This window comes from Salinisphaera orenii subsp. halophila YIM 95161 (genome assembly GCF_003732545.1).
GTDB classification, from domain to species: Bacteria; Pseudomonadota; Gammaproteobacteria; order Nevskiales; family Salinisphaeraceae; genus Salinisphaera; species Salinisphaera orenii_A.
This window is the reverse complement of sequence record NZ_AYKF01000121.1, coordinates 37,136-63,216: the sequence shown is the minus strand read 5'-3', so window position 1 is coordinate 63,216 and position 26,081 is coordinate 37,136. Positions and strand designations below refer to the sequence as shown.

The following is a 26,081-nucleotide window of genomic DNA, read 5'->3' as shown; positions in this document are numbered from 1 at the left end:
GATTCCGGGCGGCGGCGCCGCGCGGCCGACATGGCCGCCGTCGAGCGTCGTCCGCAAGGGGGCGAGGCGCCGTCGACGCGATCCGGCGATGACGCATTTTCGATCGTGGTGGTCGCGATCAGGCCTTTGCCGCGCCCGAGGCCCGCGTAATTTGGCTGGCGTACGAACCGTGAGCGAGCCCGATCCGGGGCCCGCTCGCGGCGGCTTGGAATCGCTCGAGGAGGCGCGTCGCCGTGACACCGTTCTGCAACGAAAAGCGCCGCGAACCGGCGGGGGCGTCAGCCCCCGGTGGCACCGCCGACGAAGCGCGCCGGGTCATGACGGCCGAGCAGGCCCTGAGCCGGGCGCTACGGCGACCGCGATACGAGATCATTCCCATGCGCGGCGCGCTCGAGGCCGCGCGGGCGCTGCCGGCCCATGCGGTCGTGACCGTGACCTGCTCGCCGACCCGCGGGATCGATGCGACCGTCGAACTGGCGGCGCAGGTCGCGGCCCTCGGGCATGTGGCCGTGCCGCATCTCGCGGCCCGGCGTTTTTCCAGCCGCAGCCATCTCGAGACCGGCATGAGCCGGCTGACCGAGGCGGGGGTACGGGACGTCTTCGTCGTCGGCGGCGACGGCGATCATGTCGCCGGGCCGTTCGATCACGGATGCCGGCTGATCGAGGCACTGGCCGAGATCGCGCCCGGCCTGCGCAGCGTCGGGGTGCCCTGCTATCCGGAGGGGCACGCCCTCATCGCGGCCGAGACGCTGGACGAGGCGCTGGACGCCAAGTGCTTCCTCGCCGGTCACATGGTCACGCAGCTGTGTTTCGATGCGGCACGGATCCGCGACTGGCTGCAGGGCGCGCGTGGCCGCGGGGTCGGTCTGCCGATGCATGTCGGCATTCCCGGGGTGATCGAGCGGCGCCGGCTGCTGGGCATCGCGCTGCGCATCGGTCTGGGCGACTCGACACGCTTTCTGCGCGGCAACAAGCGCATGTGGGGACGGTTGACGGGCCCCTCGCAATTCACGCCGGACGCGCTGCTGGATGACCTGGCGCCCCTGCTGGCGGCGCCGGAGCTGAACGTCGCCGGCTTGCATATCAACACGTTCAATCAGGTCGACAGCACCGAAGCCTGGCGCCGAAAGCGCCTGTCGACGCTCGCCTCCACCGCCGGCGACGTCGGTGTCTCGGGTTCGCCGTCATCGGCCGCGCCCGACGGTCGCGCCTAGCGCGCCGGAATCATTCGGACCGCATCTTCAGGCTCAGGAGATCGAGCATGTCTAAGTTACCCGAACAAGCGGATGTGGTGATCGTCGGCCAGGGCGGCATCGTCGGCGCCTCGGTCGCCCATCACCTGATCGAACAGGGCTGGTCGAACATCGTCGGGCTGGACAAGTCGGCGGTGCCGTCGGACATCAGCTCCACCTCGCACGCCTCCGACTTCTGCTACATGACCTCGCACGACCGCATGTCGTGCTACACCACGGTCTACAGCCGGCAGTTCTACGAGTCGCTCGGCCATTACAGCCGGGTCGGCGGCCTGGAGGTCGCCCGTGTGGGCGACGACGCGCGGATGGCCGAGCTCGAGCGCAAGGTCGGCTCGGGCAAGGCCTTCGGTACCAACGTCTCGCTGATCGGCCCGGCGGAAGCCAAGCGACGGTTCCCGCTGCTGGAGCAGGACCTGATCCAGGGCGCGATGTGGGACCCGGACGCGGGGCTGGTGGTGCCGCGCTCCCAGCGCGTCGCCGGCGTGCTGATCGAGCGTGCCGTGGCCAGCGGCCGGCTGCAGACCTTCGGCCACACGCCGGCGCTGGATATCGACGTCCGCAACGGCCGGGTCTGCGGCGTCGAGACCCGCCGGGGCTATATCCGCACCGACGTCGTGGTGCTGTCGGCGGGCATCTGGGGGCCGCCGCTGGCCGCCATGGCCGGTGCCGCGCTGCCGCTGATGCCGTTCGAGCATCCGCTGATGTTCTTCGGGCCCTTCGACACCTTCGCCGGGACCGGCCGCGAGATCGGGTATCCGCTGTTCCGCGATCAGGGCAACTCGTCCTATATGCGCGATACCGGCGACCCGGCCACCGCCGAGGGCGGCAAGCTGGAATGGGGCTACTACGAACCCACCGAGCCGCGGCTGGTGCAGCCCGCCGACATCGCCGAGCCGGATGCCGCGCGGATGTCGCCCTCGATGCGCGATCTCGATATCGAACAGGTGATGAGCGGCTACGAGCGCGCGATCGAGATGACGCCGATCCTGGGCGAGCTCGGCTGGGACGAGAAGGCCTCGTTCAACGGGCTCATGTCGATCTCGGCCGACGGCGGCTCGCTGCTGGGCGAGTCGCCGGAGACGCGCGGGCTCTGGTTCGGAGAGGCCGTCTGGGTCAAGGACGGGCCCGGCATGGGCAAGGTCCTGGCGGACTGGATGACCCACGGCCGGCCGGCGGTCGATCCCTGCGGCATCGATATCGCCCGCTTCTATCCGGTGCAGAAGACGCCGGCCCATGTCTTCGGCCGCGCCCGCGAGACCGCCCGCAAAGTCTACGATCCGGCCGTTCATCCGCGCGAGCCCTACGCCAGCGGGCGCGACCTGCGCCGCAGTCCGTTCTGGCCGCGCGAGCGCGAACTCGGCGGACACTTCATGGAGGCCGCCGGCTGGGAGCGCGCGCACGGCTATGCCGCCAACGCGCATCTGCTCGAGACCTACGGCGATCGCGTGCCCGAACGCGCCGCCGAGTGGGATGCCCGGCATTTCTGGCGCGTGTCCAACGCCGAGCACCTCAAGCTCGCCGACGACGTGGGCATGATCAACCTGTCCCATTTCGCCATCTTCGATGTCTCCGGGCCGGATGCGGAGGCCTTGCTCGAGTATCTGTCGGTCGCCCGGGTGGGCGGCTCCACGCCGATCGGCAAGGGCGTGTATACGCATTTTCTCGACGCCCACGGCGGCGTGCGGTCCGATCTCACCGTCGTGCGATTGGCGACTGAGGCCTACCGCGTGATCTGCGGCGGCGACACCGGCCATCGCGACCGGGTCTGGATACAGCGGATGCGCGAGGATCGCGGGGCGCGTGTGGCCATCGACGACCGCACCGACACGCTCGCCACGCTCGGCCTCTGGGGGCCGAACGCCCATGCCACGCTCGCCGCGCTCGTCGACGACCCGCGGCTGCTGGACGACGACCGCCTGCCGTTCGCGAGCGCGCGCGAGATCCGCCTGCGCGGCATGCCGGTATGGGCGTTTCGAATCTCCTATGTCGGCGAGTACGGCTGGGAGCTGTACATGCCGTTCTCCTACGGGCTGGCGGTCTGGGATCTGCTGTTCGAGGCCGGTGTGACCCCGGTCGGCATCGAGACCTACGCCAACTCGCGACGGCTCGAGAAGAGCCTGCGGCTGCAGAACGTGGATCTGCTGACCGACTACAACCTGTGCGAGGCCGGTCTCGCCCGGCCGAAGGTCAAGAGCGCGGACTTCCACGGCCGGGCCGCCTATCTGGAACAGCGCGGGCGCGAGTGCCAGCCCGCCTATCTGTGCACGCTGACGCTGCTGGACAACGTCGACGCCGAGGGCGTGGCCCGTTACCCGGTCGGCCAGTGGCCGCTCATCGATCCGGAGAGCGGCGAGGTGCCGGTGGATACGCTGGGGCGGCGCTCCTATGCCGCCAGTCTGGCCTACGGGCCCTCGGTCGGCGCCAACATCGCGCTCGCCTATCTGCCCGCCGCCTACGCCTGCATCGGCCAGGAGCTGCGGCTCGAGTACTTCGGCGAACAGTATCCGATCCGGGTCGATGCGGTCGGCTGCCGCGCGCTCTACGACCCGCACAACGAACGCCTGAAATCCCCGTCCGCGCCGGCGCATCCCGCGCCGGCGGAACCCGCCCTGGAAAGCGCCTGAGGAGAATCGCCATGTCCTTCGTCAACGATTGCCGGCCCCATCCCCAGGAGAGTCGGGTGCTGGCCGCAGCTCGCGCGGCCCGTCTGCAGCGGGCGCTCGCCGATCATCCCGGGGAGACGCCGTGTCTGGCCGTACTCGATATCGGCAGCACCGCCGCCGATCGGGCGCGGACCGCCGCGCTGCAGCACCGGGCGCAGCGCGTTGGCCTGCGGGTCAGCGTCGATGATCTGCCGGGCGAGATCGGCGAGCCCGAACTGCTGGAGCGGATCGCGGCCCTGGGCGCGAACGCCGATGTGCACGCCATTCTGATTGGCACCGCGCTGCCCGATCACATTGACCCGGCGGCGGTACGCGCGGCGTTGCCGCCGGACAAGGATCTGGCCCGGGCCGCGGGCGACGGGCCGGCGTACGCCGCCGACGGCGACAGCCGCCTGCCGCCCGGAGCGGCGGCGGCTTGTCGGGTCTGGCTCGGGGCGGTTCTGCCCGCGGGCGCCTTCGGCAGGCGCGCTGTAGTGATCGGTGCCACGCACGGGCCGGGGCCGGCCATCGCCGAGCCGCTGCTGCGCGACGGCTGCACCGCGACCCTGGCGCACCCGCTGACGCGTGGCCTGCCGGCGCTGTGTCGCGCCGCGGATATCGTGATCGCCGCTCTCGATCGCCCGAAGATGGTGCCCGAGCGCTGGATCCGGAGCGGGGCGGTGGTGATCGATCTGGGACAGACGCGCGGCGGCGACGGCCTGTCGGGGCGGCTGCGTGTCGTCGGCGACGTGCAGCCCGCGGCCGCGCGCCGTGCCGGTGCCATGGCGAGTCTTGTCGGCGACATCGCGCCGCTGGCCCACGTCCGCGTTCTCGAGGCGGCGTTCGCGCTGGCACGGGGACAGGCCGAGAGGCCGACCGCCAGGGCCCCGCTCGCGCCGTCCTCACCGGCTGCCGCGCTGGTGGCCGGGCTGGCGGTGTAGGCCGCTGTTCGCGGCTGCGCCCGGGGCTGGGTCGTTCATGGGCAAGCCCGTGTCGTTACAGCACAAGTCGCGGCCGCCAGGGCCGTTAGCCTCTATTCACAGGGTTCGGCTCGGGTGCCGTCGGGCCACCGGTCGTTCAAGGAATCACCGATCATGTCCATCAGCGTATTCGAGCTCTTCCGCATCGGCATCGGGCCCTCCAGTTCGCACACGGTCGGCCCGATGCGGGCGGCGCTCACCTTTGCCGAGGGCCTGAGTGCGGCGCCGCCGCGCGCCGATGTGGCACGTGTCACCGCGGAGCTGTTCGGCTCGCTGGGCGCGACCGGTCGGGGTCACGGCAGCGATCGAGCGGTGATGCTGGGTCTGGCCGGCGAGCGGCCCGAGAGCGTCGATCCGGACACGGTCGACGCGCGCATCGCCGCCGTCCGGGCGGACCGCGTCCTGACGCTGGCCGGCGGTCACCGCATCGACTTCGACGCCGCGTGCGATGTGATCTTCAACCCGGATGAAAGCCTGCCGGCGCATCCGAACGGCCTGCGCCTGACCGCCCGGGACGGCGACGGGGCGCTGTTGTGCGAGCGGACCTGGTATTCGGTCGGCGGCGGTTTCGTGGTCGAGGCCGGCGCCGCCGAGCCCGAGCCGGCCGCCGCCGGGGGCGTGCCGTATGCGTTCGACAGCGCCGACGGCCTGCTCTCGCTGTGCACGGCGCAATCGGCGGACATCAGCGATGTGATGCTGGCCAACGAATCCGCGCTGCGCGACGAGACCGAGGTGCGCGCCGGGCTGCTGGCGATCTGGCGGGCCATGGCCGACTGCGTCGCCCACGGTCTGGTCACGCCGGGCGAGCTGCCCGGGCCGCTGCGGGTGCGCCGCCGCGCGCCGGGACTGTACCGGGACCTCTCGCTGCGCGCTGAAGATGCGGCGGTGGACGGCCTCGCGACGCTGGACTGGGTCAATCTGTACGCGCTGGCGGTCAACGAGGAAAACGCCGCCGGCGGCCGGGTGGTGACCGCGCCCACCAACGGGGCCGCGGGGATCGTTCCGGCGGTGCTGCACTACTACGTCCGCTTCATCGACGGCGCGAACGACGACGGCATCGTGCGCTTTCTGCTGACCGCCGGAGCCATCGGCGCGCTCTACAAGCAGAACGCCTCGATCTCGGGCGCCGAGGTCGGCTGTCAGGGCGAGGTCGGCGTGGCCTGCTCCATGGCCGCCGGTGCGCTAGCCGAGCGGCTGGGCGGCAGCCCGGCGCAGGTCGAGAACGCCGCCGAGATCGGCATGGAGCACAACCTGGGGCTGACCTGCGACCCGGTTGGCGGGCTGGTGCAGGTGCCCTGCATCGAACGCAACGCCATGGGCGCGATCAAGGCCATCAACGCCGCCCGCATGGCCCTGCGCGGCGACGGCCGCCACTGCGTGTCGCTGGACAAGGTCATCCGGACCATGCGCGACACCGGCGCGGACATGAGCAGCCGCTACAAGGAGACCGCCCGCGGCGGTCTCGCCGTCAACGTGATCGAGTGCTGAGATGCGCCGCCGTCACACCACCGCATCGACTGTAGCGGCGATTCGGGCGCGTTCGGCCGAGACGCCGCGGCGTCGGCTCGCGCGGGCCCGCAGTTGCAGACGGAGAACGTCATGAACCGCTATTCCATCCTCAGTCTCGTGCGCAACGCGCTCTCGCACCACGAGAACTGGCAGCAGGCCTGGCGATCGCCGGAGCCGAAACCGCGTTATGACGCCATCGTGGTCGGCGGCGGCGGGCACGGTCTGGCCACGGCCTATTACCTGGCGAAGAACCACGGCCTCACCAACGTCGCCGTGCTGGAGAAGGGCTGGCTCGGCGGCGGCAACACCGGCCGCAACACGACGATCGTGCGCTCCAATTATCTCTGGGACGAGGCCGCCTGGCTGTACGACAAGTCGCTCCGGCTGTGGGAGGGGCTGACCCGGGACATCAACTACAACGTGATGTTTTCGCAGCGCGGCGTGTTCAACCTCGCGCATACGCTCCAGGACGTGCGCGATACCTGGCGGCGGGTCAACGCGAACCGTCTCAACGGCATCGACGCCGAGTTCGTCACGCCGGAGCAGATCAAGGCCATGGTGCCGGCGATCAATACCTCGCCGGACGCGCGCTATCCGATCCTGGGCGCCTCGCTGCAGCGCCGCGCGGGCGTCGCCCGCCACGACGGCGTGGCCTGGGGCCTGGCGCGGGCTGCGGATGCCCGCGGCGTCGACATCATCCAGAACTGCGAGGTCACGGGCATTCGCCGCGAGGACGGCCGGGTGACCGGCGTCGAGACCAGCCGCGGCTTCATCGCGGCGCCGAAAGTGGGGGTGGTCGTCGCCGGCCACGCCAGCGTGCTCGCCGACATGGCCGGCTTCCGGCTGCCGGTGACCTCGCATCCGCTGCAGGCGCTGGTGTCCGAGCCGGTCAAGCCGGTGCTGGACTCGGTGATCATGTCCAACCAGGTCCACGGCTATGTCAGCCAGTCGGACAAGGGCGAACTGGTCATCGGCGCCGGCATCGACGCCTATCAGGGCTACGGTCAGCGCGGCAGCTTTCCGGTGGTGGAACACACGCTGGCGGCGATCAAGGAGCTGTTCCCGATCTTTTCGCGCATGCGCATGCTGCGCCAGTGGGGCGGGATCGTGGACGTCACCCCGGACGCCTGTCCGATTCTTGGCAAGACACCGGTGGACGGGCTGTATTTCAACTGCGGCTGGGGGACCGGCGGTTTCAAGGCCACCCCGGGCTCCGGCTGGGCGTTCGCCCACACCATCGCGCATGACGCCCCGCATGAGCTCAACGCGCCCTTTTCGCTCGACCGGTTCGTGACCGGCCATCTGATCGACGAGCACGGCGCCGCCGGCGTCGCCCACTGACCCCCGGAGGACATGGCCATGCTGCAGCTCGAATGCCCCTGGTGCGGACCGCGCGACGAGGAGGAATTCACCTACGGCGGCGAGGCGCACATCACGCGTCCGCCCGAACCCGACGCCGTCAGTGACGCGGCCTGGGGCGACTATCTGTTCTTTCACACCAACACCCGGGGTCTGCAGTCCGAGCAGTGGTGTCACAGCCACGGCTGTCGGCGCTGGTTCAACGTCGCGCGCGACACCGTGACCTACCGCATCCACCGCGTGTATCGCATGGGTGAACCGCGGCCGGGGTTCGACGCATGAGCGGCTATCGACTGGCATCGGGCGGGCGCATTGATCGCGACCGGCGCCTCGAATTCACCTTCAATGGCCGGCCGATGGCCGGATACGCCGGCGATACCCTGGCCTCGGCCCTGATCGCCAACGGCGTGGACATCGTGGCCCGAAGCTTCAAGTATCGCCGGCCGCGCGGGATCGTGGCCGCCGGCGCCGAGGAGCCCAACGCGATCCTGCAGCTGGGCTGCGGTGCGCGCACCCGGCCGGTACAGCGGGCGACCCAGACCGAGCTCCACTACGGCCTGAGCGCGCGCACGGTCAACGGCTGGCCGAGCGCGGAAACCGATCTGACGGCGGTGCTCGACCGTGCCTCGCGGCTGCTGCCGGCCGGCTTCTACTACAAGACGTTCAAATGGCCGGCTTCCGGCTGGAAGCACTACGAGCACGTCATCCGCGCGGGCGCCGGCCTGGGGTACGCCCCCGACGATGCCGACGCGGACCGCTACGACCGGATCAACGCCCACTGCGACGTGCTGGTCGTCGGCGCCGGCCCCGCGGGACTGTCCGCGGCGCTGGCCGCCGGGTACAGCGGCGCACGGGTCATCCTCGCCGATGAGGGCAGTGAGTTCGGCGGCAGCCTGCTGTCCGCCGCCGAACACATCGACGGCGCGCCGTCGACGCACTGGATCGCACGTGTCCGGGCCGAGCTCGCGGCCATGCCCGAGGTCACCCTGCTGCCGCGTGCGACCGTGTTCGGCTATTACGACCACAACTTCCTGACGCTGGTCGAGCGTCTGACCGATCATCTGCCGGCCACCGATGCCATCGGGCCGCGGGAGCGGCTGTGGCGGCTGCGCGCGAAGCAGGTCGTGATCGCCACCGGCGCCATAGAACGGCCGCTGGTCTTCGGCAACAACGACCGGCCGGGCGTGATGCTGGCCTCGGCGGTATCCAGCTACGTCAACCGTTACGGCGTCGCGCCGGGGCGACGTGCCGTGGTGTTCGCCAACAACGACAACGGCTATCGCAGTGCGCTGGACATGCAGCGCGCCGGCATCGACGTCGCCGGCGTGGTCGACGTCCGCACGGATCCCTCGGGTGCGTGGCACGAGGCCGCGCGTGCGGCCGGCCTGCGCGTGTTCGCCGGCCACGTCGTGCCGGATGCCCGCGGTCGGCGTCGGCTCGCCTCGGTACGCACCGCGCGCCTGTCGGCCGACGCCGGCCGGATCGAAGACGAGGGCCCGCGACTGGACTGCGACCTGCTGGCCGTCTCCGGCGGCTGGAGCCCGGTGGTGCATCTGCAGTCGCAGTCCGGTGCACGGCCGCGATTCGATACGGATCGTGCCTGCTTCGTGCCGGGCGATCCGGTCCAGGCCGAGCGCTCGGCCGGCGCGGCGCGGGGCACCTGGGATACGGCCGGCTGCCTGCTCGAGGGCAACGAGGCGGGGGTCGCCGCCGCGTCCGCCTGCGGCTTCGAGGCCCCGGCCACCGTCTTGCCGAGCGCGGCCGCGGCCGACGAACAACCGCTGCTGCCGTGCTGGCTCGTGCCCGGATTCAAGCCGGTCTCGCGCGGGCCCAAGCAATTCGTGGACTATCAGAACGACACCACCGCCGCCGATCTGCATCTGGCGATCCGCGAGAACTACACCGCGATCGAGCACGTCAAGCGTTACACCGCGCTGGGTTTCGGCACCGACCAGGGCAAGCTCGGCAACATCAACGGCATGGGCATCGTGGCCGAAAAGCTCGGCCGGCCGCTGGCCGAGGTGGGCACCACGACCTTCCGGCCGGCCTACACGCCCGTGACCTTCGGCGCGATCGCCGGACGCGATGTCGGCGCGCTGCTGGACGCCACCCGCCATACGCCGATGCACGCGTGGCACGTCGCGCGCGGTGCGGTGTTCGAGAACGTCGGCCAGTGGAAGCGGGCGCGCTACTACCCCCGGCCCGGCGAGACGATGCAGCAGGCCGTCGATCGCGAATGCCTGGCCACCCATCACGCCGTGGGCGTGCTGGATTATTCAACGCTCGGCAAGATCGATATCCACGGACCCGATGCGGTGACCCTGCTGGAACGGGTCTACACCAACAACTGGCGGAAACTGGCCGTCGGCCGCTGTCGCTACGGCCTGATGCTCGACGAGGACGGCATGGTCATGGACGACGGCGTGACCGCGCGGCTGGCCGAGCACCACTATCTGATGACCACGACCACCGGCGGCGCCGCGAACGTCATGGCGCGGCTCGAGCGCTGGCTGCAGACCGAGTGGACCGATCTCGAAGTCCATCTGACTTCGGTCACGGACCACTGGGCCACCGTCTCGGTCGCCGGCCCCTACAGCCGTGACCTCGTCGGCGAGCTGTGTGCGGACGTCGACCTGTCGGCCGAAGCCATGCCGTTCATGTCGATCCGCGAGTGCACCGCCGTCGGCGTGGCGGCCCGCGTGGCACGCGTGAGCTTCACCGGTGAACTCTCGTTCGAGATCAGCGTGCCGGCCGCGCACGGCCAGCGCCTCTGGGAGGCCGTGATGGCCGCCGGCGAGCGCTACGGTGCGACGCCCTACGGCACCGAGGCCATGCACGTCCTGCGGGCGGAGAAGGGCTTCGTCATCGTCGGGCAGGATACCGACGGCTCGGTGACCCCCGATGATCTGGGCATGGCCGGCCTGGTCAGCACCAAGAAGGATTTCATCGGCCGGCGCTCGCTGGCGCGGCCGCACCTCCAGCGCGGGGATCGTCGTCAACTGGTCGGGCTGCTGACCGATGAGCCGGCGGCCGTGCTGCCCGAGGGCGCCCAGCTCGTGGATGTTCCGGATGGACCGTTGCCGCTGCCCATGGTCGGCTGGGTGACGTCCAGCTACGCCAGCGCGCGGGTGGGGCGCTCGATCGCGCTCGCGCTCGTGGACGGCGGCCGCGACCGGATCGGGCAGCGCGTGTTCGCGCCGCTGGCCGATGGCCGCGTGCTGGCCGCACGCATCACCGAACCTGTTTTTCTCGATGCCCCAGGGAGGCGTCCGCATGACCGAACAGACCGAAACGCAGAGCGCCCTGACCGCCGTCCCGAGCGCCCACCGGCCGGCGCTGTCGATGCGTGAACGCCCGGCGCGCGGGTATCTCAATCTGCGCGGACAGCCGGAGCAGGCGGCCTTCGTGGAGGCCGTGCGCACGGTCACCGGCCTCGACCTGCCGCTGACGCCCAACACGATGACGATGGGCGAGTCGCTGTCGGCGATATGGCTTGCGCCCAACGAATGGCTGCTGGTCACACCGCCGGACGACGCCGTCTCGCTCCAGGCGCGGCTGCGTGCGGCCTTCGGCAATCTGTTCGCCACCGCGACGGATGTCAGCAGCGGCTACGCCACGCTGGAGATCGCCGGGTCGCAGGCGCGGGCGCTGCTCGCCCGCGGTTGCTCGGTGGACCTGCATCCGCGCGTCTTCGGCCCCGGCGACAGCGCCCAGACACTGCTGGCCAAGGCCGACGTGATCCTGGCCCAGCGCGATGCATCGCCGCGCTTCCATGTCATCGTGCGTCGCAGCATGGCGGACTATATCTGGTCCTGGCTGGACGACGCCGCCCGCGACGTGGGCAACGGCGCATCGCTTCGTTGAGCCGCGGCTGCTGGGCCACGCCGCAGCCGCCTACGGCGTGCTCGCTTTCCGGCGCTGATTGCGCACCCGCGCCGGCGTGGCCGTCGCGGCGGCGCTTGACTCGCCGCCGGCCCGGCTGCGGCGTTCCCGGCTTGGCGGGTAGCCGAAGAAGTCGTGATAGCACTTGCTGAAATGCGGCGGCGAGGAGAAACCGCAGGCCAGTGACACGTCGATGATCGACAGTTGCGTCTGCAGAAGGAACTGACGTGCCCGGCTCAGCCGCAGTTCCAGGTAATAGCGTGTCGGCACGCAGTTCAGGTGTTTCTTGAACAGGCGCTCGAGCTGCCGCCGCGAGACGTTCACCAGCCGCGCCAGATCGTGCAGCGACAGCGGCTCCTCCATGTTGGCCTCCATCAGCGAGACCGCCTCCACCAGCTTCGGCTGGCTGGTGCCCAGATGCACCCGCAGCGGCACGCGCTGGATGTCGCTGACGTTGCGAATGCGCTCGTGGATGAATTCCTCGCAGATCGCCTCGGCGATCGACGGGCTCTTCTGCCGGCCGATCACGTTGAGCATCAGGTCCAGCGGGGCGATGCCCCCGGCGCAGGTGTAGCGGTCGCGGTCGATCACGAACAGCTCCGAGGTGAAGACCGTGTCCGGAAAGCGGTGCTCCTCGTCGATGCTCGAGATGTTCTCCCAGTGGATCGTGCAGCGATACCCCTTCAGCAGATTCGCATGCGCCAGCAGATAGGTGCCGGTGCAGATCGCGCCGAGTTCGACGTGACGCTCGGCCAGCGAGCGCAGCCAGGCCAGCAGGCGGCGGTCGCAGCAATCGCGTATGCCGGTGCCGCCGCAGACGAAGAGCATGTCCAGCGCGCCCGCCGAGCGGATGTCGGCGTCGGGGGTGACCGCCAGGCCGTTGCTGGCGGCCACGGGGCCGCCGTCCAGGGTGATGACCGACCAGTCGTAGAGGGCCACCCCGGCGAGCTGATTGGCCATCCGCAGCGGCTCGATGGCGGTCGAGAAGGCGATCGCCGAATAATTGGGCACCTGCAGGAAACCGATGTGCGTCGGCCGCTGCGCGGTGGCCTCACCGGCTGTGGACCGCATGACCTCGCCTCCCGTCGCTGGCTGTCAGGGGCGCCGACGATCGGGCGCGGGAGATATGGAGACTGTCGTTCACGGTTGATTCACTCGTGGTCGGGTCCCGCCTCGTTATCCGATTTATGGATCATCGCGGGCAACGGCGCAAGCGCTTTTCCCGCAGTGATTTGCGCGCTGTCGTGTCGGTGCATCTTCATGTCGCCCCGAAGACAATCGAGCGTGCCGGCCGGCGCTAATCTCGTTTTCGAATCCTGCATCGGCAGCGTGCCCGCGCTGGTCCCGCCGCCGATCACGCCATTCGAACAAGGGCCCCGCCGAGGACCTCGACATGACCGAAACCGTCTTGACGCCACGCGTGATCGAACAGCTCAACAGGCCAACCGGCGATGCGGTCTGTCTGCCGAACGCCGCCTATACCTCGCCGGAGATTCTCGACCGCGAGCGCGACGAGATCTTCGATCGGCAATGGGTGATTGCGGGCGTCGGCGCCGAACTGCCCCGGCGCGGGGACGTGGTACCGGTCGAGATCGCCGGACGGCCGGTGGTGCTCACGCGCAATCGCGCCGGTGCGGTCCGGGCGTTCCACAACGTCTGCCGACATCGTGGCTTGCAGCTGGTGGGCAAGGCCCGCCGCGGCTGCGCCACGCTGGTCTGCCCCTATCACTCCTGGGCCTATTCGCTCGATGGCGAGCTCAAGAAGACCCCGCATTTCGGCGGCCACGACTGCGACGACTCGCCAGCGCTGGACCGCCGGGAATACGGCCTCGCCGAGATCCGCTGCGAGACGTGGTACGACCTGATCTTCGTGAATCTTTCGGGTGACGCGCCCCCGCTGGCCGATTGCATGGGCCCGCTGGAGAGTCGCTGGGCCGACTACGATCTGTCCCGGCTTCGCCACGGCGGGAGCGCGACGTTCGAGGTCGAGGCCAACTGGAAACTCGCGGTCGAGAACTTCGTCGAGAGCTATCACCTGCCGTGGACGCATCCCTCGCTCAACGACTATTCGCGGATGCAGGCCCACTTCAACATGCTCGAACCGACCTATATGGGCCAGGGCAGCCAGGGGTACGACTCGGTGGCCGCGGGGCACCCCGACCTGCCGACCTTCCCGGATCTGCCGGAAGCCCGCCGTTCGACCGCGGAGTATCCCTACGTCATGCCCAATCTGATGCTGGGCATGCACCCGAGCTATCTGTTCGTGTTCGCCATTCAGCCGTTGTCGCCCGGGCGCACCCGCGAGATCTTTCATTTCTATTTCGTGGGCGACGCGGCCATGGGCGACGACCTGGCGGCCCAGCGTCAGCGCCCGATCGAGGCCTGGACGGGCATCAACGCCGAAGACATCGAGATGATCGAGGGCATGCAGCGCGGACGTCATTCGCCGGGATACGCGGGCGGCCGCTTCTCGCCCTACCACGAGGCGACCACACACGAGTTCCAGCGTCGAATCGCCAATCAGCTCGGCCGTGATACCGCGGCCGCCCGCGTGGCCAGCGAATAGAGGATGACCGAGATGACAGGCATGACATCATCCGCCGGGCCCATCGTGGTCGTGGGCAGCGGCCTCGGCGGCTACACCCTGATACGCCAGCTGCGCCAGCACGACCCGGCGCGGCCGGTGGTGCTGGTGACGGCTGACGGGGGCGAGGTCTATTCCAAACCGCTGCTGTCGAACGCGCTGGCCAAGCACCAGACGCCGGAATCGATGGTGCAGAAGTCCGCCGAGGCCAAGGCCGCGGAACTGGACGTGCGTCTGATCAACCACTGTCACGTGCACGCCGTCGACCCTGACGCGCGGTGTCTGGACACCAGTGCCGGTGAGATCCCCTACGGCGATCTGGTGCTGGCCACCGGCGCGCGCCAGCGGGTCATCGTGCCCGCCGAGGCCGATGCCCGGTGGATCGACAGCGTGAACAATCTCGACGACTACCGCCGCTGGTACGCCAAGCTCGAGTCCGGGGTGTCGCACGTGCTGCTCATCGGCGCCGGCCTGATCGGCTGCGAGTTCGCGGACGATCTCATGCACCGCGGCCTGCGTGTGACGCTGGTCGATCCCGCCGACTGGCCGCTCGCGCGCCTGCTGCCGGCCGCGCTCGGGCGCACGCTGGCGAGCGCGCTGGCCGACAACGGTGCGGACGTGCGCACGGGCCGTCACGTCGCGCAGCTGGTGCGCCACGGTCGCGGCTTCACCGCGACGCTCGACGACGGCAGCCGCGTCCACGCCGATCTGGTGCTCTCGGCCGCCGGACTGGTGCCCGAGACCGCACTGGCGCGCTCCGCGGGCCTGGTCGTGGATCAGGGCGTGCGCGTCGATCATCGCCTGCGCACCTCGGACCCGCACATCCACGCGATCGGCGACTGCGCCCAGACGCCCGCCGGGGTGCAGCCCTACATCCTGCCGCTCATGGCCCAGGCCAGGGTGCTCGCGCAGGTGCTGGCCGGTGGCGACGCCCGTCTGGCGATGAAGGCCATGCCGGTGGTGGTCAAGACGACCAGCCTGCCGCTGACGGTCTGCCCGCCGGCCGCGGGCAGCGCCGGGCGCTGGGAGATCGACGGCCACGGGCGGCATCTGCGCGCCGTATTCCGCGGCGACGACGATGCCCCGCTGGGCTTCGCGCTGGCCGGCGACAGCACCGCCGAACGCGCCGAACTCGGCCGTCAGCTTCCGCCGCTGCTGGCCTGAGGCGGCGGCGCGCACGGATTTGAAGTTCCCGATTCGACAATGGAGGTTGGCATGGCGCAGATATTCGTGATCGACCGGACGGGTGGCGAACACCGCCTCGAGGCGCAGCCGGGCCGCAAGGTGATGGAGATCATCCGTGACGCGGGCCTGCCGCTGGAGGCCTCCTGCGGCGGCTGCTGCGCCTGCGCGACCTGTCACTGCTATGTCGATCGCGCCTGGTTGACCGCACTCGCGCCGGCCGACGAGGAGGAGGTCGACATGCTGGACATGGCCTTCGACGTGGACGCCGCGCAATCACGGCTGACCTGTCGCATCGCCTTCAGCGAGGCGCTCGACGGCCTGCGCGTGACGCTGGCACCGAACTAAGACAATCAGGGCCGGTCGACCGGCCATACGGGTGCCACGCTGGAGACCGCGCAATGTATCGCGCAAAGACGCGTGTCGCCGATCGCGGCGAGTCGCGATCGAGAGGTGCAACGCGGCAGGGCGCCCATGGCGGATGGGCGCCCCGAAAAACGAACGATTGCAGCCCCCGGCGTTGTCGCACTCGCGCGCTAAAGTGGCGATGCGGCGCGCACTGCGCCCAGCCTTGCCGCCGAACAATCCGGGGTACGGGTTCGTCTGCCCCGTGGACAGCCCGGAGTGCGTGGATGCCGCGGCGATCGCGGCATGAGCCACGGCCTCGGTGCGCCGGCCACCGGCCCGGTCGTGGCGTTACGTCGCGCCCGGCTCGCCGGCACGGGTGAGCAGCCGTTCGGCCACGTCGATGTGCGGGCGGTCGACCATGCGGCCGTCCACGGTCAGCGCGGCCGCATCGGGGGCGTCGACCACCGCCGCGCGAACGCGCCGCGCCCAGGCCAGCGCGTCGGGGTGCGGGGCCAGCCCGGCGTCGAGCGCTTCGATCTGGGCCGGATGGATGGCGAGCTTGGCCACGAATCCGAGCTCGCGGGCATAGTCGCAGCTGCGCGCCAGGGCCGCCTGGTCGCGGAAATCGGCGCTGATGCCGTCGATGGCGTCGACCCCCGCGGCTGCGGCCAGCAGCAGGCAGTGGCGCTGGACCATGCGCGCAAGGTCGGCGTGCGCGTCGGTATTGCCGGCCAATGGCGGTCGGCCGAGTACGGCGGAGAGATCCTCGGTCCCCCAGCTATAGCCGCGCAGTCGCGGGTGGCCGCGGGCCAGGCTCGAGCCGTGCTCGCCGACCAGCGCGTCGGCGGTTTCGGTGACGATGCCGAGGATGCGCGTACCTCCGGCGGGCAGGCCGTCGCGCGCCTCCAGCGCGTCGAGCCAGGCGCCCATGCGTTCGAGCTGGTCGTGGCGCTCGAGCTTGGGGTGGACGATGCCGGCGATCCGCGCCAGCGGCAGGGCGGCGAGTTCCTCCAGGGCGGCGGTCGGCTCGGCGGCGTTGACGCGTACCCAGAACTCCGGCGTGGCGTCCGCGGGCCGCGCGTCGAGAAATGCGGCCACCGCGGTCAGCGCGTCGGCCTTGCGGGCCGGGGCGACCGAGTCCTCGAGATCGAGGATGATGGCGTCCGCGCCGGCGGTCAGCGCCTTGTCCATCTTGCGCGGGGCGTCGCCGGGTACGAACAGATAGGCGCGCGGCGTGCTCATGCCGTTTGGCCCGAGCGACAGTGCATCATGGCCTGACGCCGGCAGCGGGCGACCTCGGTGCCGTGCTGGTTGTGGGCCTGGTGCAGGAATCCGACGATGCCGACGTGTTCGCGCGAGCGGCTTCGGCGCAGGCTTTCCACCGTGGTCACCACCGAGAGCGTGTCGCCATGGAAGACCGGCGCCGGAAAGGCGGTTTCGCTCATGCCCAGGTTGGCGACCGTGGTGCCGTGCGTGGTGTCGTGCACGGAGATGCCGATCATCAGCCCGAGCGTGTAGAGGCTGTTGACCAGCGGCTTGCCGAACGGCGACCGAGCGGCGAAGTCGTGATCGATGTGCAGCGGCTGCGGGTTCATCGTCATGCCGCAGAACAGCGTGTTGTCGGACTCGGTCACGGTCCGCGTGATCGGGTGTTCGAAACGCTGGCCTTCGCTGAAATCCTCGAAATACAGACCGGACATGGGGCCTCCTGGTGGGTGCCGGCGCTCAGGCCGGATCGGGGTCGTCGCCGGGCAGGGTCATCGCACCCGCGGCGATCAGGGCATCGATGGTGGCGTCGTCCATGCCGTATTCGTGAAGCACGGCCCGGCCGTCGCCGCCGAGATTAGGCGCCGGTCGGTCCGGTCGCGTCGGCGCGTCGATGAAGCGCAGCGGCTGGCGCAGCGTCGTGATCGCGCCTTCGCTGGGGTGCTCGGCCGACTGGAAGAAGCCGATCGCCTGCAGGTGTTCATCGGCCACGAGATCCTCCAGCCGGTTCACGGGGCCGCAGGGGATGTCCAGCCGCTTGAGCTCGGCGAGCCACTCGGCGGTCGAGCGCTGCGGCATCGCCTCGGCGAGCACGGCATACAGCTCGCCGATGCGCTCGCTGCGGGCGGCGTCGTCGCGCACCCAGCCCGCTTCGGCGAGATCCTCGCGGCCGATCACCTGCAGCACCTTCTGCCAGTGTTTGCCGGAATAGGGCAGCGTTGCGATATAGCCGTCGGCGGTGCGGTACGGCCGGCGGTGCGGCGAGGTGACGCGGTCGTAGCGCAGCGTGCCCAGCGGCGGGTCGAAGACGTGGCCGCTGAGGTGCTCGGCGAGCATGAACGAGGCCAGGCTTTCGAACATCGCGGCCTCCACCGCCATGCCCCGGCCGGTGCGCTCGCGCGACATCAGCGCGCCGAGCATGCCGGCGACCGAATACAGCCCGGCGATCTTGTCGGTGAGCACGGTCGGGATGAGCGCCGGTTCGGCCTCGGGATCGGTGTCCATCGCCGCGAAGCCGGTCATGGACTGGATCACGTCGTCGTAGGCCGGGTCGTTCGCATACGGCCCGTCACTGCCGAAACCCACCGCGCCGCAGTAGATCAGACGCGGGTTGAGCGCGGCCAGGCGTTCGTAGCCGAGGTCGAGGCGCTCGATCGCCCGCGGGCGCATGTTGTGCAGGAAGACATCGGCCTCACGCACGAGGTCGTCAAGCGCGGCGCGGCCCTCGGGGCGCTTCAGATCGAGCGAGATCGAGCGCTTGTTGCGGTTGAGGTTGAGATAGCCCGCGCCCATGCCGCGGTGCCGGGCCGGCGCCGCCGCCCGGAAGATGTCGCCGTCCGGCGATTCCACCTTGATCACGTCGGCGCCGAAGTCCGCCAGCATCTGCGATGCGAAAGGGCCGAAGACCACCGTGCTCAGATCCAGCACGGTCACCCCCTTCAGCAGTTCGAACATGCACCTCTCCTGCCCGTTGAGCCAGATCACCGGCCCGGGCCTCGTCACCGCGTCGCGCGGCTGTGGTTCGGGCAGCGGCTCGAAATGATTTGCGCGCCGAGTCTTGCACGGGCATGCTGACGCTGCAATCAATTTTTGAACCGATGGTTCATCTAGTGAAACTTTTATGGCCTATACGCCGGTTACGGCACTGCTGCGCGGGCTGAAGGTGCTGGAAGCAGTCAACCGCATCGGCCCGGCGACACTGACCGAGGTGCGCGAGGCCACCGGCCTGCCCAAGGCCTCGGCGCTGCGCGCTCTGGAGACGCTCTGCCACGGCGGTTATGTCGCCCAGGACGGCGAGTCCCGGCGCTATCTGGTCGCCGCGCGATCGCTTGCGCTGTCGAACAACTACCGCGCCGACGCGGCCCTGCTGGCCGCCGGCCGGCCGGTGATGCAGCGGCTGCGCGAGGCCAGCGGCTGGCCCTCCGATCTGGCGATCTACCAGGCCGGCAAGATGGCGATCGCCGACACCAACCGTCAGCCGGGGACCTTTTCGGTCAACCGGACGGTGGGGTCGCGCGTGTCGGTGATGCGCACCGCCATCGGGCGCGCCTATCTGGCGTTCTCCACCGAAGCCCAGCGTGCGGCCATCCTCGAGGACCTGGTCGCCGGCGGCGACGCCGACGAGCGCGAGGCCGGCGACGCGGCGCGCGTGGCGGCACTCGTCGAGCGCACGCGCGAACGCGGCTATGCCGTGAGCGACCGCGAGTTCGTGCCCACCATCCGCGCCGCCGCCGTGCCGGTGATGCACCACGGACGCGTGCTCTGCGCGTTCAACCTGATCGCGCTGGCCCAGGCCGTACCGCTGGCCACGTTCGAAGACACCTACATCCCCATGCTCAAGGAGGCGCGCGCCCGCATCGAGGCCGCGCTTTCGGAGGCCGGCGATGGCTGAGTGAACCGCGCCCGGATCGACGCACAGAACGTCGGCCGGCGCATCGATGACCGATACAGACCGGAGGAGATCATGAAGAAGACGCATGTATTCAAGCCGCTCGTCCTGGCCGCGGCGGGCATGGCGACTCTGCTGGCCAGCAGCGCACCGCTGGCCGCCTCGCTGATGTTCGCGGACTCGTTCCCGCCGTCCAACACTCTGTCCAGCGAGGGCACGGTCTACTGGATGGACCGGGTCGAGGCGCATACCGACGGCGGGGTCGATTTCCGCTATTTCCCGAACGAGCAGCTCGCCAAGGCGGGCGAGATCCTGCAGAAGATCAATGACGGCGTGGTGCAGGCGGGCTACATCGGCATCGGCTATGTCAGCGACGAGATGCCGCTCAACGGCGCGACCATGCTCCCGGGCGAGGTGGACGACGTGGTCGAGGCCAGTCAGGCCTACTGGAGCGCCTTGAAGGCGGATACGCCGCTGCGTCAGGAATTTCTCGACAACGGCGTGGTGCCGGTCTACGCGGTGATGCTGCCGCCCTATCAGCTGCTGCTCAACCGGCCGCCGGTCGAGGACATGGCCGGCCTCGAGGGCCTGAAGCTGCGCTCTTCGGGCAGCCTCAATATGGTCGTCGAGACGGTCGGGGCCAATCCGGTCTCCATGGCCGCGCCCGATACCTACCTCGGCCTCCAGCGCGGCACCCTCGACGGCGCGCTGTTCCCGGTGACCAGTATCGCCCCGTACAAGCTCCAGGAGGTCAGCAAGAGTCTGTCTCGCAACGCCGCCTTCGGCAGTTTCGGCATCACCGTGGCCATGGACCGGGACGTCTACGAGGACCTGAGCGAGGCGCAGAAACAGGCGATCGCCAAGGCCGGCGACGAGACGGTGGCGCATCTGTCGAAGACGCTCGCCGACGATGTCGCGGACGATCTCGCCGAGTTCGAGGCGGCGGGCGTGACGATCTACGACCTGCCCGAGGCCATGCAGAAGGCGCTGGCGCCCAAGTACCGCGCCGCGCAGCAGCGCTGGATCGAGCGCATGGACGATCGCGGCCTCGACGGCCGGGCCGCGCTCGAGGCGTTCGAGTCGCGGCTCGGCGACGGCGCCTAGGGCCTGTTGATGTTTCGTACGCGTCCGCGCCAAGCGCTGTTGTGCGGCAAGACGAGGCGTAGTGCGCGCCGTGCAGTCACTCTGCACAAGCGCGCTAGAACGCTGGATTGCCGCACAACAGCGCTTGTCCCGAAGGGTTGGGCCGCACATCGCGCCCGGCGACGTTGCAAGCCTGGGTCGTGGCACGCCACGACGCGGCGGCTCGCGCCTTGCCGGACAACGATTTGCGGTCTCCAACGCGGCGCGCGTACGAAACATCAACAGGCCCTGGGGCACGGCCAGCCATGAAGCTGCTCATCCGTATCCACGCGGGCGCGGAACGCGCGCTGTTCATGCTGGCCGCCGCCACGCTCGTGGTCATGATGGCGCTGGTCTCGGCCGACGTCGTCGCGCGCTACGTGTTCAACGCGCCGCTGTCGTTTCAGTTCGAGCTGACCACGAATTACCTCATGGTCATGGTGGCGACGATCGCGCTGCCCTGGTGCGAGCGGCGGGGCGCGTTCATCCGGCTGTCGGTCGCCGGCCGCCTGCTGGGCCCGCGCGGCCGGCGTGTGCTGCACGCTGCGGGGGCGCTGGCCGCGGCCGCGATCATGGCGGCCATCGCTTGGTATTCGGGCTGGCGCACGGTCGATAAATACCAGTCCGGCGACGCCATCTTCGGCGTGATCGACTGGCCGGTGTGGGCCTCGCTCGTCTGGGTGCCGATCGGCTGCGGCATGCTCGCGCTGCGGCTGCTCGTGCGTGCGGCCACCGATATCGTCGCGCCGGAATCGGGCGAACCCGAAGCCGGGGGCCGCGCCTCGTCGGAGGTGCACTCGTGAGCGTGGCGGTTGGAGTGGGGGTGCTGCTCGGCCTGCTGATACTGGAGGTCCCGATCGCCTTCGCGATGATGATCGCGGCGACGACGGGTCTGTATCTGACCGGCGGGCTGCCGTTCGTGGCCAGCTATCTGGCCGACGTGTATCACAGCGTGTCGGCGTCCTATGTCTTTCTCACGATCCCGATGTACGTGCTCATGGCCCAGTACATGGCGCAGTCGGGCATGGCGCGCGACGTCATCCGCGCCAGCGATCTGTGGCTGGGACGGCTGCGCGGCGGCCTGGGGGTGGCCTGCGTGATGGCCAGTGCCTTCATGGCCGCGATCATCGGCTCGAGCACCGCGAGTGCGGCGACGATGTCGGCCGCCGCCTATCCGAGCATGCGCGAGGTGGGCTACGACGCCCGGGTGTCGGTCGGCGTGATCGCCATCTCGGGGACGCTGGCGATCATGATCCCGCCGAGCATCGTGCTGATCATCTACGGCATTCTCACCGAACTCTCGGTGGGCAAGCTGCTCGTGGCGGGACTGGTTCCGGGGCTGCTGACGGCGCTCGGATACATCATCGCCATCCTGTTGATCGGCTGGCGGCGGCCGGAGGCCATGCCGGCGCAGCCGCATTTCGATGCCGGCGCCGCGGTCCGTGCGCTGAGGCCGGTCTGGCCCGTGCTGCTGCTGATGGTGCTCGTGGTGGGTGGGCTCTACGGCGGCATCGCCACGCCGACGGAGATCGGCGCGGTGGGCGCGGCCGGGGCGCTGGCGATCACCGTGCTCATGCGCCGGCTCGGCGTGCATGCGTTTGCCGACGCCGTGGCCGACACGCTGTCGACCACGGTGATGATCGTGACCATCGTCATCGGCGCGATGATGTTCGGCTATTTCCTCACGCTCACCCAGGCCACGCAGTCGCTGTTCGCCGCGATCCAGGACGCCGGCCTCGCCCCGTGGATGGTCATCGCCGTGCTCGTGCTCATCTATCTGGTGCTCGGCATGTTCATGGACCAGATCGCGATCCTCGTGCTGACCGTGCCGGTGACCTACGCGCTGATCAGCCAGCTCGGCTACGACGGCATCTGGTACGGGATCGTCATCACCAAGACCGTCGAGATCGGTCTCGTCACACCGCCGCTCGGGCTCAACGTCTTCGTCACCTCGGGCATTACCGGAGTGTCGGTCGCCGACTGCTTCCGCGGCGTGGCCCCGTTTCTGATCGTCGAGTTCATCGTGCTCGGCCTGCTGCTGGCCTTCCCCGAGATCTCCCTGTTTCTTCCCAATCTGATGTCTTAGACCTAGGAGCACCACCTATGAATTTCGACCTGCCGGCGGATATGGCCGCGCTCAAGGAGGCGACCGCCGACTTCGCCACACGGCGGCTCACCGAGGAGGCCGAGGCGTTCGAGCGCAGCGGCGAGTTCGCCTACGATCTGATCCGCGCGATGGGCGAGACGGGCCTGTTCGGCGCGCCGTTCCCGGAGGATCTGGGCGGCAGCGCGGCCGGCTTTCTGGCGGTGTCGGTGATCGCCGAGGAGGTCTCGCGCATCGCCCCCGCCTACGGCTACGCGATGAACATGCAGTGCGCGACCTGCCCCTACACGATCTACAACTGGGGCAGCCCCGCGCAGGTCGAGCGCTTCGTGCCGGGGCTGATCGCGGGCGAGTCGATCGGCATGTTCGCGCTCTCGGAGGCCGGGGGCGGCTCGGATCCGGCGGGGGCGATGCGCACGACCGCCCGGCGCGAGGGCGATCACTACGTGCTCAACGGCTCGAAGATGTGGATCACCTTCTCGCATGCGGCCGATGTCGGCGTGCTGTTCGCGCGGACCGACCCGAAGGCCGAACCCGCGCATCGCGGCATCAGCGCCTTCATCGTCGAGCCGAAGCGCTTCGACGGCTATACCGCCCAGCCGATCGATCTGCCGGGGCTGTCGAAGAGTCTGCGCTCCTGCGAGATATTTCTCGACGACTTCAAGGTGCCGGTGGACAACCGGCTGGGCGACGAGGGCGAGGGCTTCAAGATCGCGATGAACGCCCTGGAGTACGGCCGACTGACGGTGTCGGCGCGTTTGACCGGCATCGCCCAGGCCGCGCTCGATGCCAGCGTCGCCTACGCCAACGAGCGTGTGGTCGGCGGCGGGCCGATCGCGCGCCACCAGCTCGTCCAGGAGCGTATCGCCGACGCCACCGTCGCGGTCGAGGCCGCGCGGCTGATGGCCTATCGCATCGGCTGGACGATGGATCAGGGCCGGGTCTCCACGCGGGTGGCCTCGCGGGCCAAGTACTTCGCCACCCAGGCCGCGCGGCTGGCCGGCGACGTGGCGCGCGAGACCTTCGGCGGCAACGCCCTGGCCGCGGAGTATCCCGTCCAGCGATTGAACGCCTATATCGACATGCTCACCGTGGGCGAGGGTTCCGAGAACGTCCAGCGCATCCTCATCGGCGAGGACGCGCTCGGGATCAAGGACGCGACCCGGCACCGCATGCGCAATCGCTTTGTCGGTGTAACCTGAGGCGCCAACGGCAACGGCACTAACAGGCGGAGCGCCATGGCTGACGACAACCCCATTCTCCATGTGCCCGGCGAAGCCGCGATGGCACGCACCCGGATGCGCGACTACATGGCGTGGCTCGGCGAGCGCGGCTACGGTCGCTTCGACGACTACGCCGCGCTGCATCGATGGTCGGTGGACGCGCTCGAGGATTTCTGGCGCAGCATCTGGGACTACACCGGCGTGCGCGCCGAGCGTGGTCCGGATCGCGTACTCGATACCCGCGAGATGCCGGGCGCGCACTGGTTTCAGGGCGCGCGGCTGAATTTCGCCGAGAATCTGCTGCGAGAGGCCATCGACGGCGACCCCGGGCGGACTGCGGTCGTCGGCGTATCCGAGTCGCGGGCCGAGGTGCGGCTGTCCTACGGCGAGCTGCTGACGCAGGTGGGTGCGATGGAGGCCTATCTGCGCTCGGTGGGCGTGCAGCCGGGCGATCGCGTGGCCGGCATCGTCGCCAACACCCACGAACCGATCGTGGCCATGCTCGCCTGCGCCAGCATGGGGGCGATCTGGTCGTCGGCCTCGCCGGATTTCGGTGTCGGCGGCCTGGTCGATCGCTTCGCGCAGATCGAGCCGCGCGTGCTGATCACGGTCGACGGCTACCGCTACGGCGGCAAGGACTTCGAACGCATCGACCATGCCGCGGCGGTGTGCGAACGGATCCCGTCGATCGAGACCGTGATCGTAACGGCCAACGACGAACAGGCGCCCGAGTTGGGTGCCCGTGACGGCTTCGTGTCCTGGGACGCGGCGCTGGCCGCCGGCCGCAGCGCGCGGCCGTCCTTCGCGGCGCTGGACTTCGAGCAGCCGGTCTACATCCTGTTCTCGTCGGGCACCACGGGCGTGCCCAAGTGCATCGTCCACGGCGCCGGCGGCGCGCTCATGCAGCACAGCAAGGAGTTGCTGCTGCACGCCGACATTCATCGCGACGATGTCTTCTTCTACTTCACCACCTGCGGCTGGATGATGTGGAACTGGCTGGTCTCGGGCCTGCTCACCGGCGCGACGCTGGTGCTCTACGACGGCAATCCGGGCCATCCCGATCTGGACGTGCTGTGGGCGCTGGCCGAGCGCGAGGGCATCACCCATTTCGGGACCAGTGCCAAGTTTCTCGCCGGCTGCCGCAACGCCGATCTCGCGCCCGGCCGCGATCACGACCTGTCGGCACTGCGCGTGCTGCTGTCCACCGGCTCGCCGCTGTTGCCGCCGGACTTCGACTGGGTGTACGAGGCCGTGCGCTCGGACGTGCTGCTGGGCTCGATCTCCGGCGGCACCGATCTGGTGTCGTCGTTTGTCGGCTGTTGCCCGCTGCTGCCCGTGCGCCGGGGCGAGATCCAGTGCCGCCTGCTCGGCATCGACGCCCACGCCTTCAACGACGAGGGCGAGGCGGTGATCGACGAATGCGGCGAGCTGGTCTGCACCCAGCCTGTGCCGTCCATGCCGGTGAAGTTCTGGAACGATCCGGACGGCAGCCGTTATCGCGCGGCCTATTTCGACACCTTTGCCGGCGTCTGGGCGCACGGCGACTACATCCTGTTCACCGCCGAGGGCGGCGCGATCATCTACGGGCGCAGCGACGCCACTCTCAACGTGGGCGGCATCCGCATCGGCACGGCCGAGATCTATCGTCAGGTCGAGCCGCTGGAGGCCATCGCCGACGCCATGGTCGTGGCCCAGCCGCGCGGCGAGGACAGCCGCATCGTGATGCTGGTGGTGCTCAATCCGGGCCACGAGTTCGACGGCACGCTGGCGGCCACCATCCGTCGCCGGCTGCGCGAGCACGCCAGCCCGCGCCACGTGCCCGGGCTGATCGTGCCGGTGGCGGCGCTGCCCTACACGCGCAGCGGCAAGAAGGTCGAGGTGGCCGTGGCCAAGCTCCTGCGCGGCGCGACGGTCGACAACACCGGCGCCATCGCCAATCCGGAATCGCTGACCGACATCGCGGCGATCGAGGCGCTGGAGATTCCCGCCGGCGGACCGGGCGGCGCCGGCGCCTGAGTC

The 26,081-nt window shown here is 69.7% G+C and carries 21 protein-coding genes; 17 read left to right on the top strand and 4 right to left on the bottom strand.

Going from position 1 to position 26,081, the window contains the following annotated elements; genetic code table 11:
- The first annotated feature begins 233 nt into the window (after window positions 1-233).
- The 8 genes from SAHL_RS15125 (at window position 234) to SAHL_RS15090 (ending at window position 11,607) form a co-directional block, all read left to right on the top strand.
- Window positions 234-1,214, top strand: coding sequence for a methylenetetrahydrofolate reductase (locus SAHL_RS15125; protein ID WP_123592250.1), 981 nt, complete (start codon window positions 234-236; stop codon window positions 1,212-1,214).
- A gap of 47 nt (window positions 1,215-1,261) precedes the next feature.
- Complete coding sequence (locus tag SAHL_RS15120; protein WP_123592249.1) at window positions 1,262-3,877, top strand: GcvT family protein; 2,616 nt, start codon at window positions 1,262-1,264, stop codon at window positions 3,875-3,877.
- Between the two features lie 11 nt (window positions 3,878-3,888).
- Complete coding sequence (locus SAHL_RS15115) at window positions 3,889-4,836, top strand: tetrahydrofolate dehydrogenase/cyclohydrolase catalytic domain-containing protein (protein ID WP_123592248.1); 948 nt, start codon at window positions 3,889-3,891, stop codon at window positions 4,834-4,836.
- A 153-nt stretch (window positions 4,837-4,989) separates the two neighbouring features.
- Window positions 4,990-6,363, top strand: a complete 1,374-nt coding sequence (locus tag SAHL_RS15110) for an L-serine ammonia-lyase (protein WP_123592247.1) — start codon at window positions 4,990-4,992, stop codon at window positions 6,361-6,363.
- 111 nt (window positions 6,364-6,474) lie between these two features.
- The gene (locus SAHL_RS15105; protein ID WP_123592246.1) at window positions 6,475-7,725 is read left to right on the top strand and encodes a sarcosine oxidase subunit beta family protein; all 1,251 of its coding nucleotides are present in this window, start codon (window positions 6,475-6,477) and stop codon (window positions 7,723-7,725) included.
- A gap of 18 nt (window positions 7,726-7,743) precedes the next feature.
- Complete coding sequence (locus SAHL_RS15100; protein WP_123592286.1) at window positions 7,744-8,025, top strand: sarcosine oxidase subunit delta; 282 nt, start codon at window positions 7,744-7,746, stop codon at window positions 8,023-8,025.
- Entirely contained in the window at window positions 8,022-11,093 is a 3,072-nt protein-coding gene (locus SAHL_RS15095) for a sarcosine oxidase subunit alpha family protein (RefSeq protein ID WP_123592245.1), read from the top strand. The genes SAHL_RS15100 and SAHL_RS15095 overlap by 4 nt, the downstream gene beginning before the upstream one ends.
- On the top strand, window positions 11,017-11,607 hold the full coding sequence (locus SAHL_RS15090; protein WP_184947752.1) for a sarcosine oxidase subunit gamma: 591 nt from the start codon (window positions 11,017-11,019) through the stop codon (window positions 11,605-11,607). The genes SAHL_RS15095 and SAHL_RS15090 overlap by 77 nt, the downstream gene beginning before the upstream one ends.
- A gap of 30 nt (window positions 11,608-11,637) precedes the next feature.
- Here the strand turns inward: SAHL_RS15090 and SAHL_RS15085 are convergent, their stop codons facing one another.
- Window positions 11,638-12,696 carry a GlxA family transcriptional regulator gene (locus tag SAHL_RS15085; RefSeq protein WP_123592243.1) on the bottom strand — a complete coding sequence of 353 codons (1,059 nt, stop codon included), beginning with the start codon at window positions 12,694-12,696 and terminating at the stop codon, window positions 11,638-11,640.
- Window positions 12,697-13,018: 322 nt separating this feature from the next.
- On the opposite strand from SAHL_RS15085, the gene SAHL_RS15075 reads away from it, so the two are divergent.
- From SAHL_RS15075 to SAHL_RS15065, 3 genes are read left to right on the top strand one after another with little or no spacing between them, the layout of a single operon-like run.
- Window positions 13,019-14,191: an aromatic ring-hydroxylating oxygenase subunit alpha gene (locus tag SAHL_RS15075; protein WP_123592241.1), complete on the top strand. Its 1,173-nt coding sequence runs from the start codon at window positions 13,019-13,021 to the stop codon at window positions 14,189-14,191.
- Between the two features lie 21 nt (window positions 14,192-14,212).
- Complete coding sequence (locus SAHL_RS15070; protein WP_123592285.1) at window positions 14,213-15,373, top strand: NAD(P)/FAD-dependent oxidoreductase; 1,161 nt, start codon at window positions 14,213-14,215, stop codon at window positions 15,371-15,373.
- Window positions 15,374-15,424: 51 nt separating this feature from the next.
- Entirely contained in the window at window positions 15,425-15,739 is a 315-nt protein-coding gene (locus tag SAHL_RS15065; protein WP_123592240.1) for a 2Fe-2S iron-sulfur cluster-binding protein, read from the top strand.
- A gap of 348 nt (window positions 15,740-16,087) precedes the next feature.
- Here the strand turns inward: SAHL_RS15065 and SAHL_RS15060 are convergent, their stop codons facing one another.
- The 3 genes from SAHL_RS15060 to SAHL_RS15050 are packed head-to-tail and all read right to left on the bottom strand — an operon-like array spanning window position 16,088 to window position 18,679.
- Complete coding sequence (locus SAHL_RS15060; protein WP_123592239.1) at window positions 16,088-16,981, bottom strand: HpcH/HpaI aldolase/citrate lyase family protein; 894 nt, start codon at window positions 16,979-16,981, stop codon at window positions 16,088-16,090.
- Entirely contained in the window at window positions 16,978-17,439 is a 462-nt protein-coding gene (locus SAHL_RS15055; protein WP_123592238.1) for a MaoC family dehydratase, read from the bottom strand. Before SAHL_RS15055 ends, SAHL_RS15060 begins: the two co-directional genes overlap by 4 nt.
- Before the next feature lie 25 nt (window positions 17,440-17,464).
- A complete protein-coding gene (locus tag SAHL_RS15050) occupies window positions 17,465-18,679 on the bottom strand; it encodes a CaiB/BaiF CoA transferase family protein (protein ID WP_123592237.1) in 1,215 nt (404 codons plus the stop codon).
- Between the two features lie 166 nt (window positions 18,680-18,845).
- Between SAHL_RS15050 and SAHL_RS15045 the strand changes: the two genes are divergently transcribed.
- From SAHL_RS15045 to SAHL_RS15020, 6 genes are all read left to right on the top strand, one after another.
- Window positions 18,846-19,616 carry an IclR family transcriptional regulator domain-containing protein gene (locus tag SAHL_RS15045; RefSeq protein ID WP_123592236.1) on the top strand — a complete coding sequence of 257 codons (771 nt, stop codon included), beginning with the start codon at window positions 18,846-18,848 and terminating at the stop codon, window positions 19,614-19,616.
- Between the two features lie 72 nt (window positions 19,617-19,688).
- Complete coding sequence (locus SAHL_RS15040; protein WP_148045581.1) at window positions 19,689-20,717, top strand: TRAP transporter substrate-binding protein; 1,029 nt, start codon at window positions 19,689-19,691, stop codon at window positions 20,715-20,717.
- 284 nt (window positions 20,718-21,001) lie between these two features.
- Window positions 21,002-21,538 (top strand): TRAP transporter small permease, encoded by a 537-nt coding sequence (locus tag SAHL_RS15035; protein WP_123592234.1) that lies wholly within the window; start codon window positions 21,002-21,004, stop codon window positions 21,536-21,538.
- On the top strand, window positions 21,535-22,821 hold the full coding sequence (locus SAHL_RS15030; protein WP_123592233.1) for a TRAP transporter large permease: 1,287 nt from the start codon (window positions 21,535-21,537) through the stop codon (window positions 22,819-22,821). The genes SAHL_RS15035 and SAHL_RS15030 overlap by 4 nt, the downstream gene beginning before the upstream one ends.
- Before the next feature lie 17 nt (window positions 22,822-22,838).
- On the top strand, window positions 22,839-24,041 hold the full coding sequence (locus SAHL_RS15025) for an acyl-CoA dehydrogenase family protein (RefSeq protein ID WP_123592232.1): 1,203 nt from the start codon (window positions 22,839-22,841) through the stop codon (window positions 24,039-24,041).
- A gap of 36 nt (window positions 24,042-24,077) precedes the next feature.
- Complete coding sequence (locus SAHL_RS15020; RefSeq protein ID WP_123592231.1) at window positions 24,078-26,078, top strand: acetoacetate--CoA ligase; 2,001 nt, start codon at window positions 24,078-24,080, stop codon at window positions 26,076-26,078.
- Window positions 26,079-26,081 lie beyond the last annotated feature (3 nt).

Excerpts from the sequence above, each read along its gene's own strand:
- SAHL_RS15120 (WP_123592249.1), top strand. The coding sequence starts at position 1,262 with ATGTCTAAGTTACCCGAACAAGCGGATGTGGTGATCGTCGGCCAGGGC.
- SAHL_RS15115 (WP_123592248.1), top strand. The coding sequence starts at position 3,889 with ATGTCCTTCGTCAACGATTGCCGGCCCCATCCCCAGGAGAGTCGGGTG.
- SAHL_RS15110 (WP_123592247.1), top strand. The coding sequence starts at position 4,990 with ATGTCCATCAGCGTATTCGAGCTCTTCCGCATCGGCATCGGGCCCTCC.
- SAHL_RS15105 (WP_123592246.1), top strand. The coding sequence starts at position 6,475 with ATGAACCGCTATTCCATCCTCAGTCTCGTGCGCAACGCGCTCTCGCAC.
- SAHL_RS15100 (WP_123592286.1), top strand. The coding sequence starts at position 7,744 with ATGCTGCAGCTCGAATGCCCCTGGTGCGGACCGCGCGACGAGGAGGAA.
- SAHL_RS15095 (WP_123592245.1), top strand. The coding sequence starts at position 8,022 with ATGAGCGGCTATCGACTGGCATCGGGCGGGCGCATTGATCGCGACCGG.
- SAHL_RS15090 (WP_184947752.1), top strand. The coding sequence starts at position 11,017 with ATGACCGAACAGACCGAAACGCAGAGCGCCCTGACCGCCGTCCCGAGC.
- SAHL_RS15085 (WP_123592243.1), bottom strand. The coding sequence starts at position 12,696 with ATGCGGTCCACAGCCGGTGAGGCCACCGCGCAGCGGCCGACGCACATC.
- SAHL_RS15075 (WP_123592241.1), top strand. The coding sequence starts at position 13,019 with ATGACCGAAACCGTCTTGACGCCACGCGTGATCGAACAGCTCAACAGG.
- SAHL_RS15070 (WP_123592285.1), top strand. The coding sequence starts at position 14,213 with ATGACATCATCCGCCGGGCCCATCGTGGTCGTGGGCAGCGGCCTCGGC.
- SAHL_RS15065 (WP_123592240.1), top strand. The coding sequence starts at position 15,425 with ATGGCGCAGATATTCGTGATCGACCGGACGGGTGGCGAACACCGCCTC.
- SAHL_RS15060 (WP_123592239.1), bottom strand. The coding sequence starts at position 16,981 with ATGAGCACGCCGCGCGCCTATCTGTTCGTACCCGGCGACGCCCCGCGC.
- SAHL_RS15055 (WP_123592238.1), bottom strand. The coding sequence starts at position 17,439 with ATGTCCGGTCTGTATTTCGAGGATTTCAGCGAAGGCCAGCGTTTCGAA.
- SAHL_RS15050 (WP_123592237.1), bottom strand. The coding sequence starts at position 18,679 with ATGTTCGAACTGCTGAAGGGGGTGACCGTGCTGGATCTGAGCACGGTG.
- SAHL_RS15045 (WP_123592236.1), top strand. The coding sequence starts at position 18,846 with ATGGCCTATACGCCGGTTACGGCACTGCTGCGCGGGCTGAAGGTGCTG.
- SAHL_RS15040 (WP_148045581.1), top strand. The coding sequence starts at position 19,689 with ATGAAGAAGACGCATGTATTCAAGCCGCTCGTCCTGGCCGCGGCGGGC.
- SAHL_RS15035 (WP_123592234.1), top strand. The coding sequence starts at position 21,002 with ATGAAGCTGCTCATCCGTATCCACGCGGGCGCGGAACGCGCGCTGTTC.
- SAHL_RS15025 (WP_123592232.1), top strand. The coding sequence starts at position 22,839 with ATGAATTTCGACCTGCCGGCGGATATGGCCGCGCTCAAGGAGGCGACC.
- SAHL_RS15020 (WP_123592231.1), top strand. The coding sequence starts at position 24,078 with ATGGCTGACGACAACCCCATTCTCCATGTGCCCGGCGAAGCCGCGATG.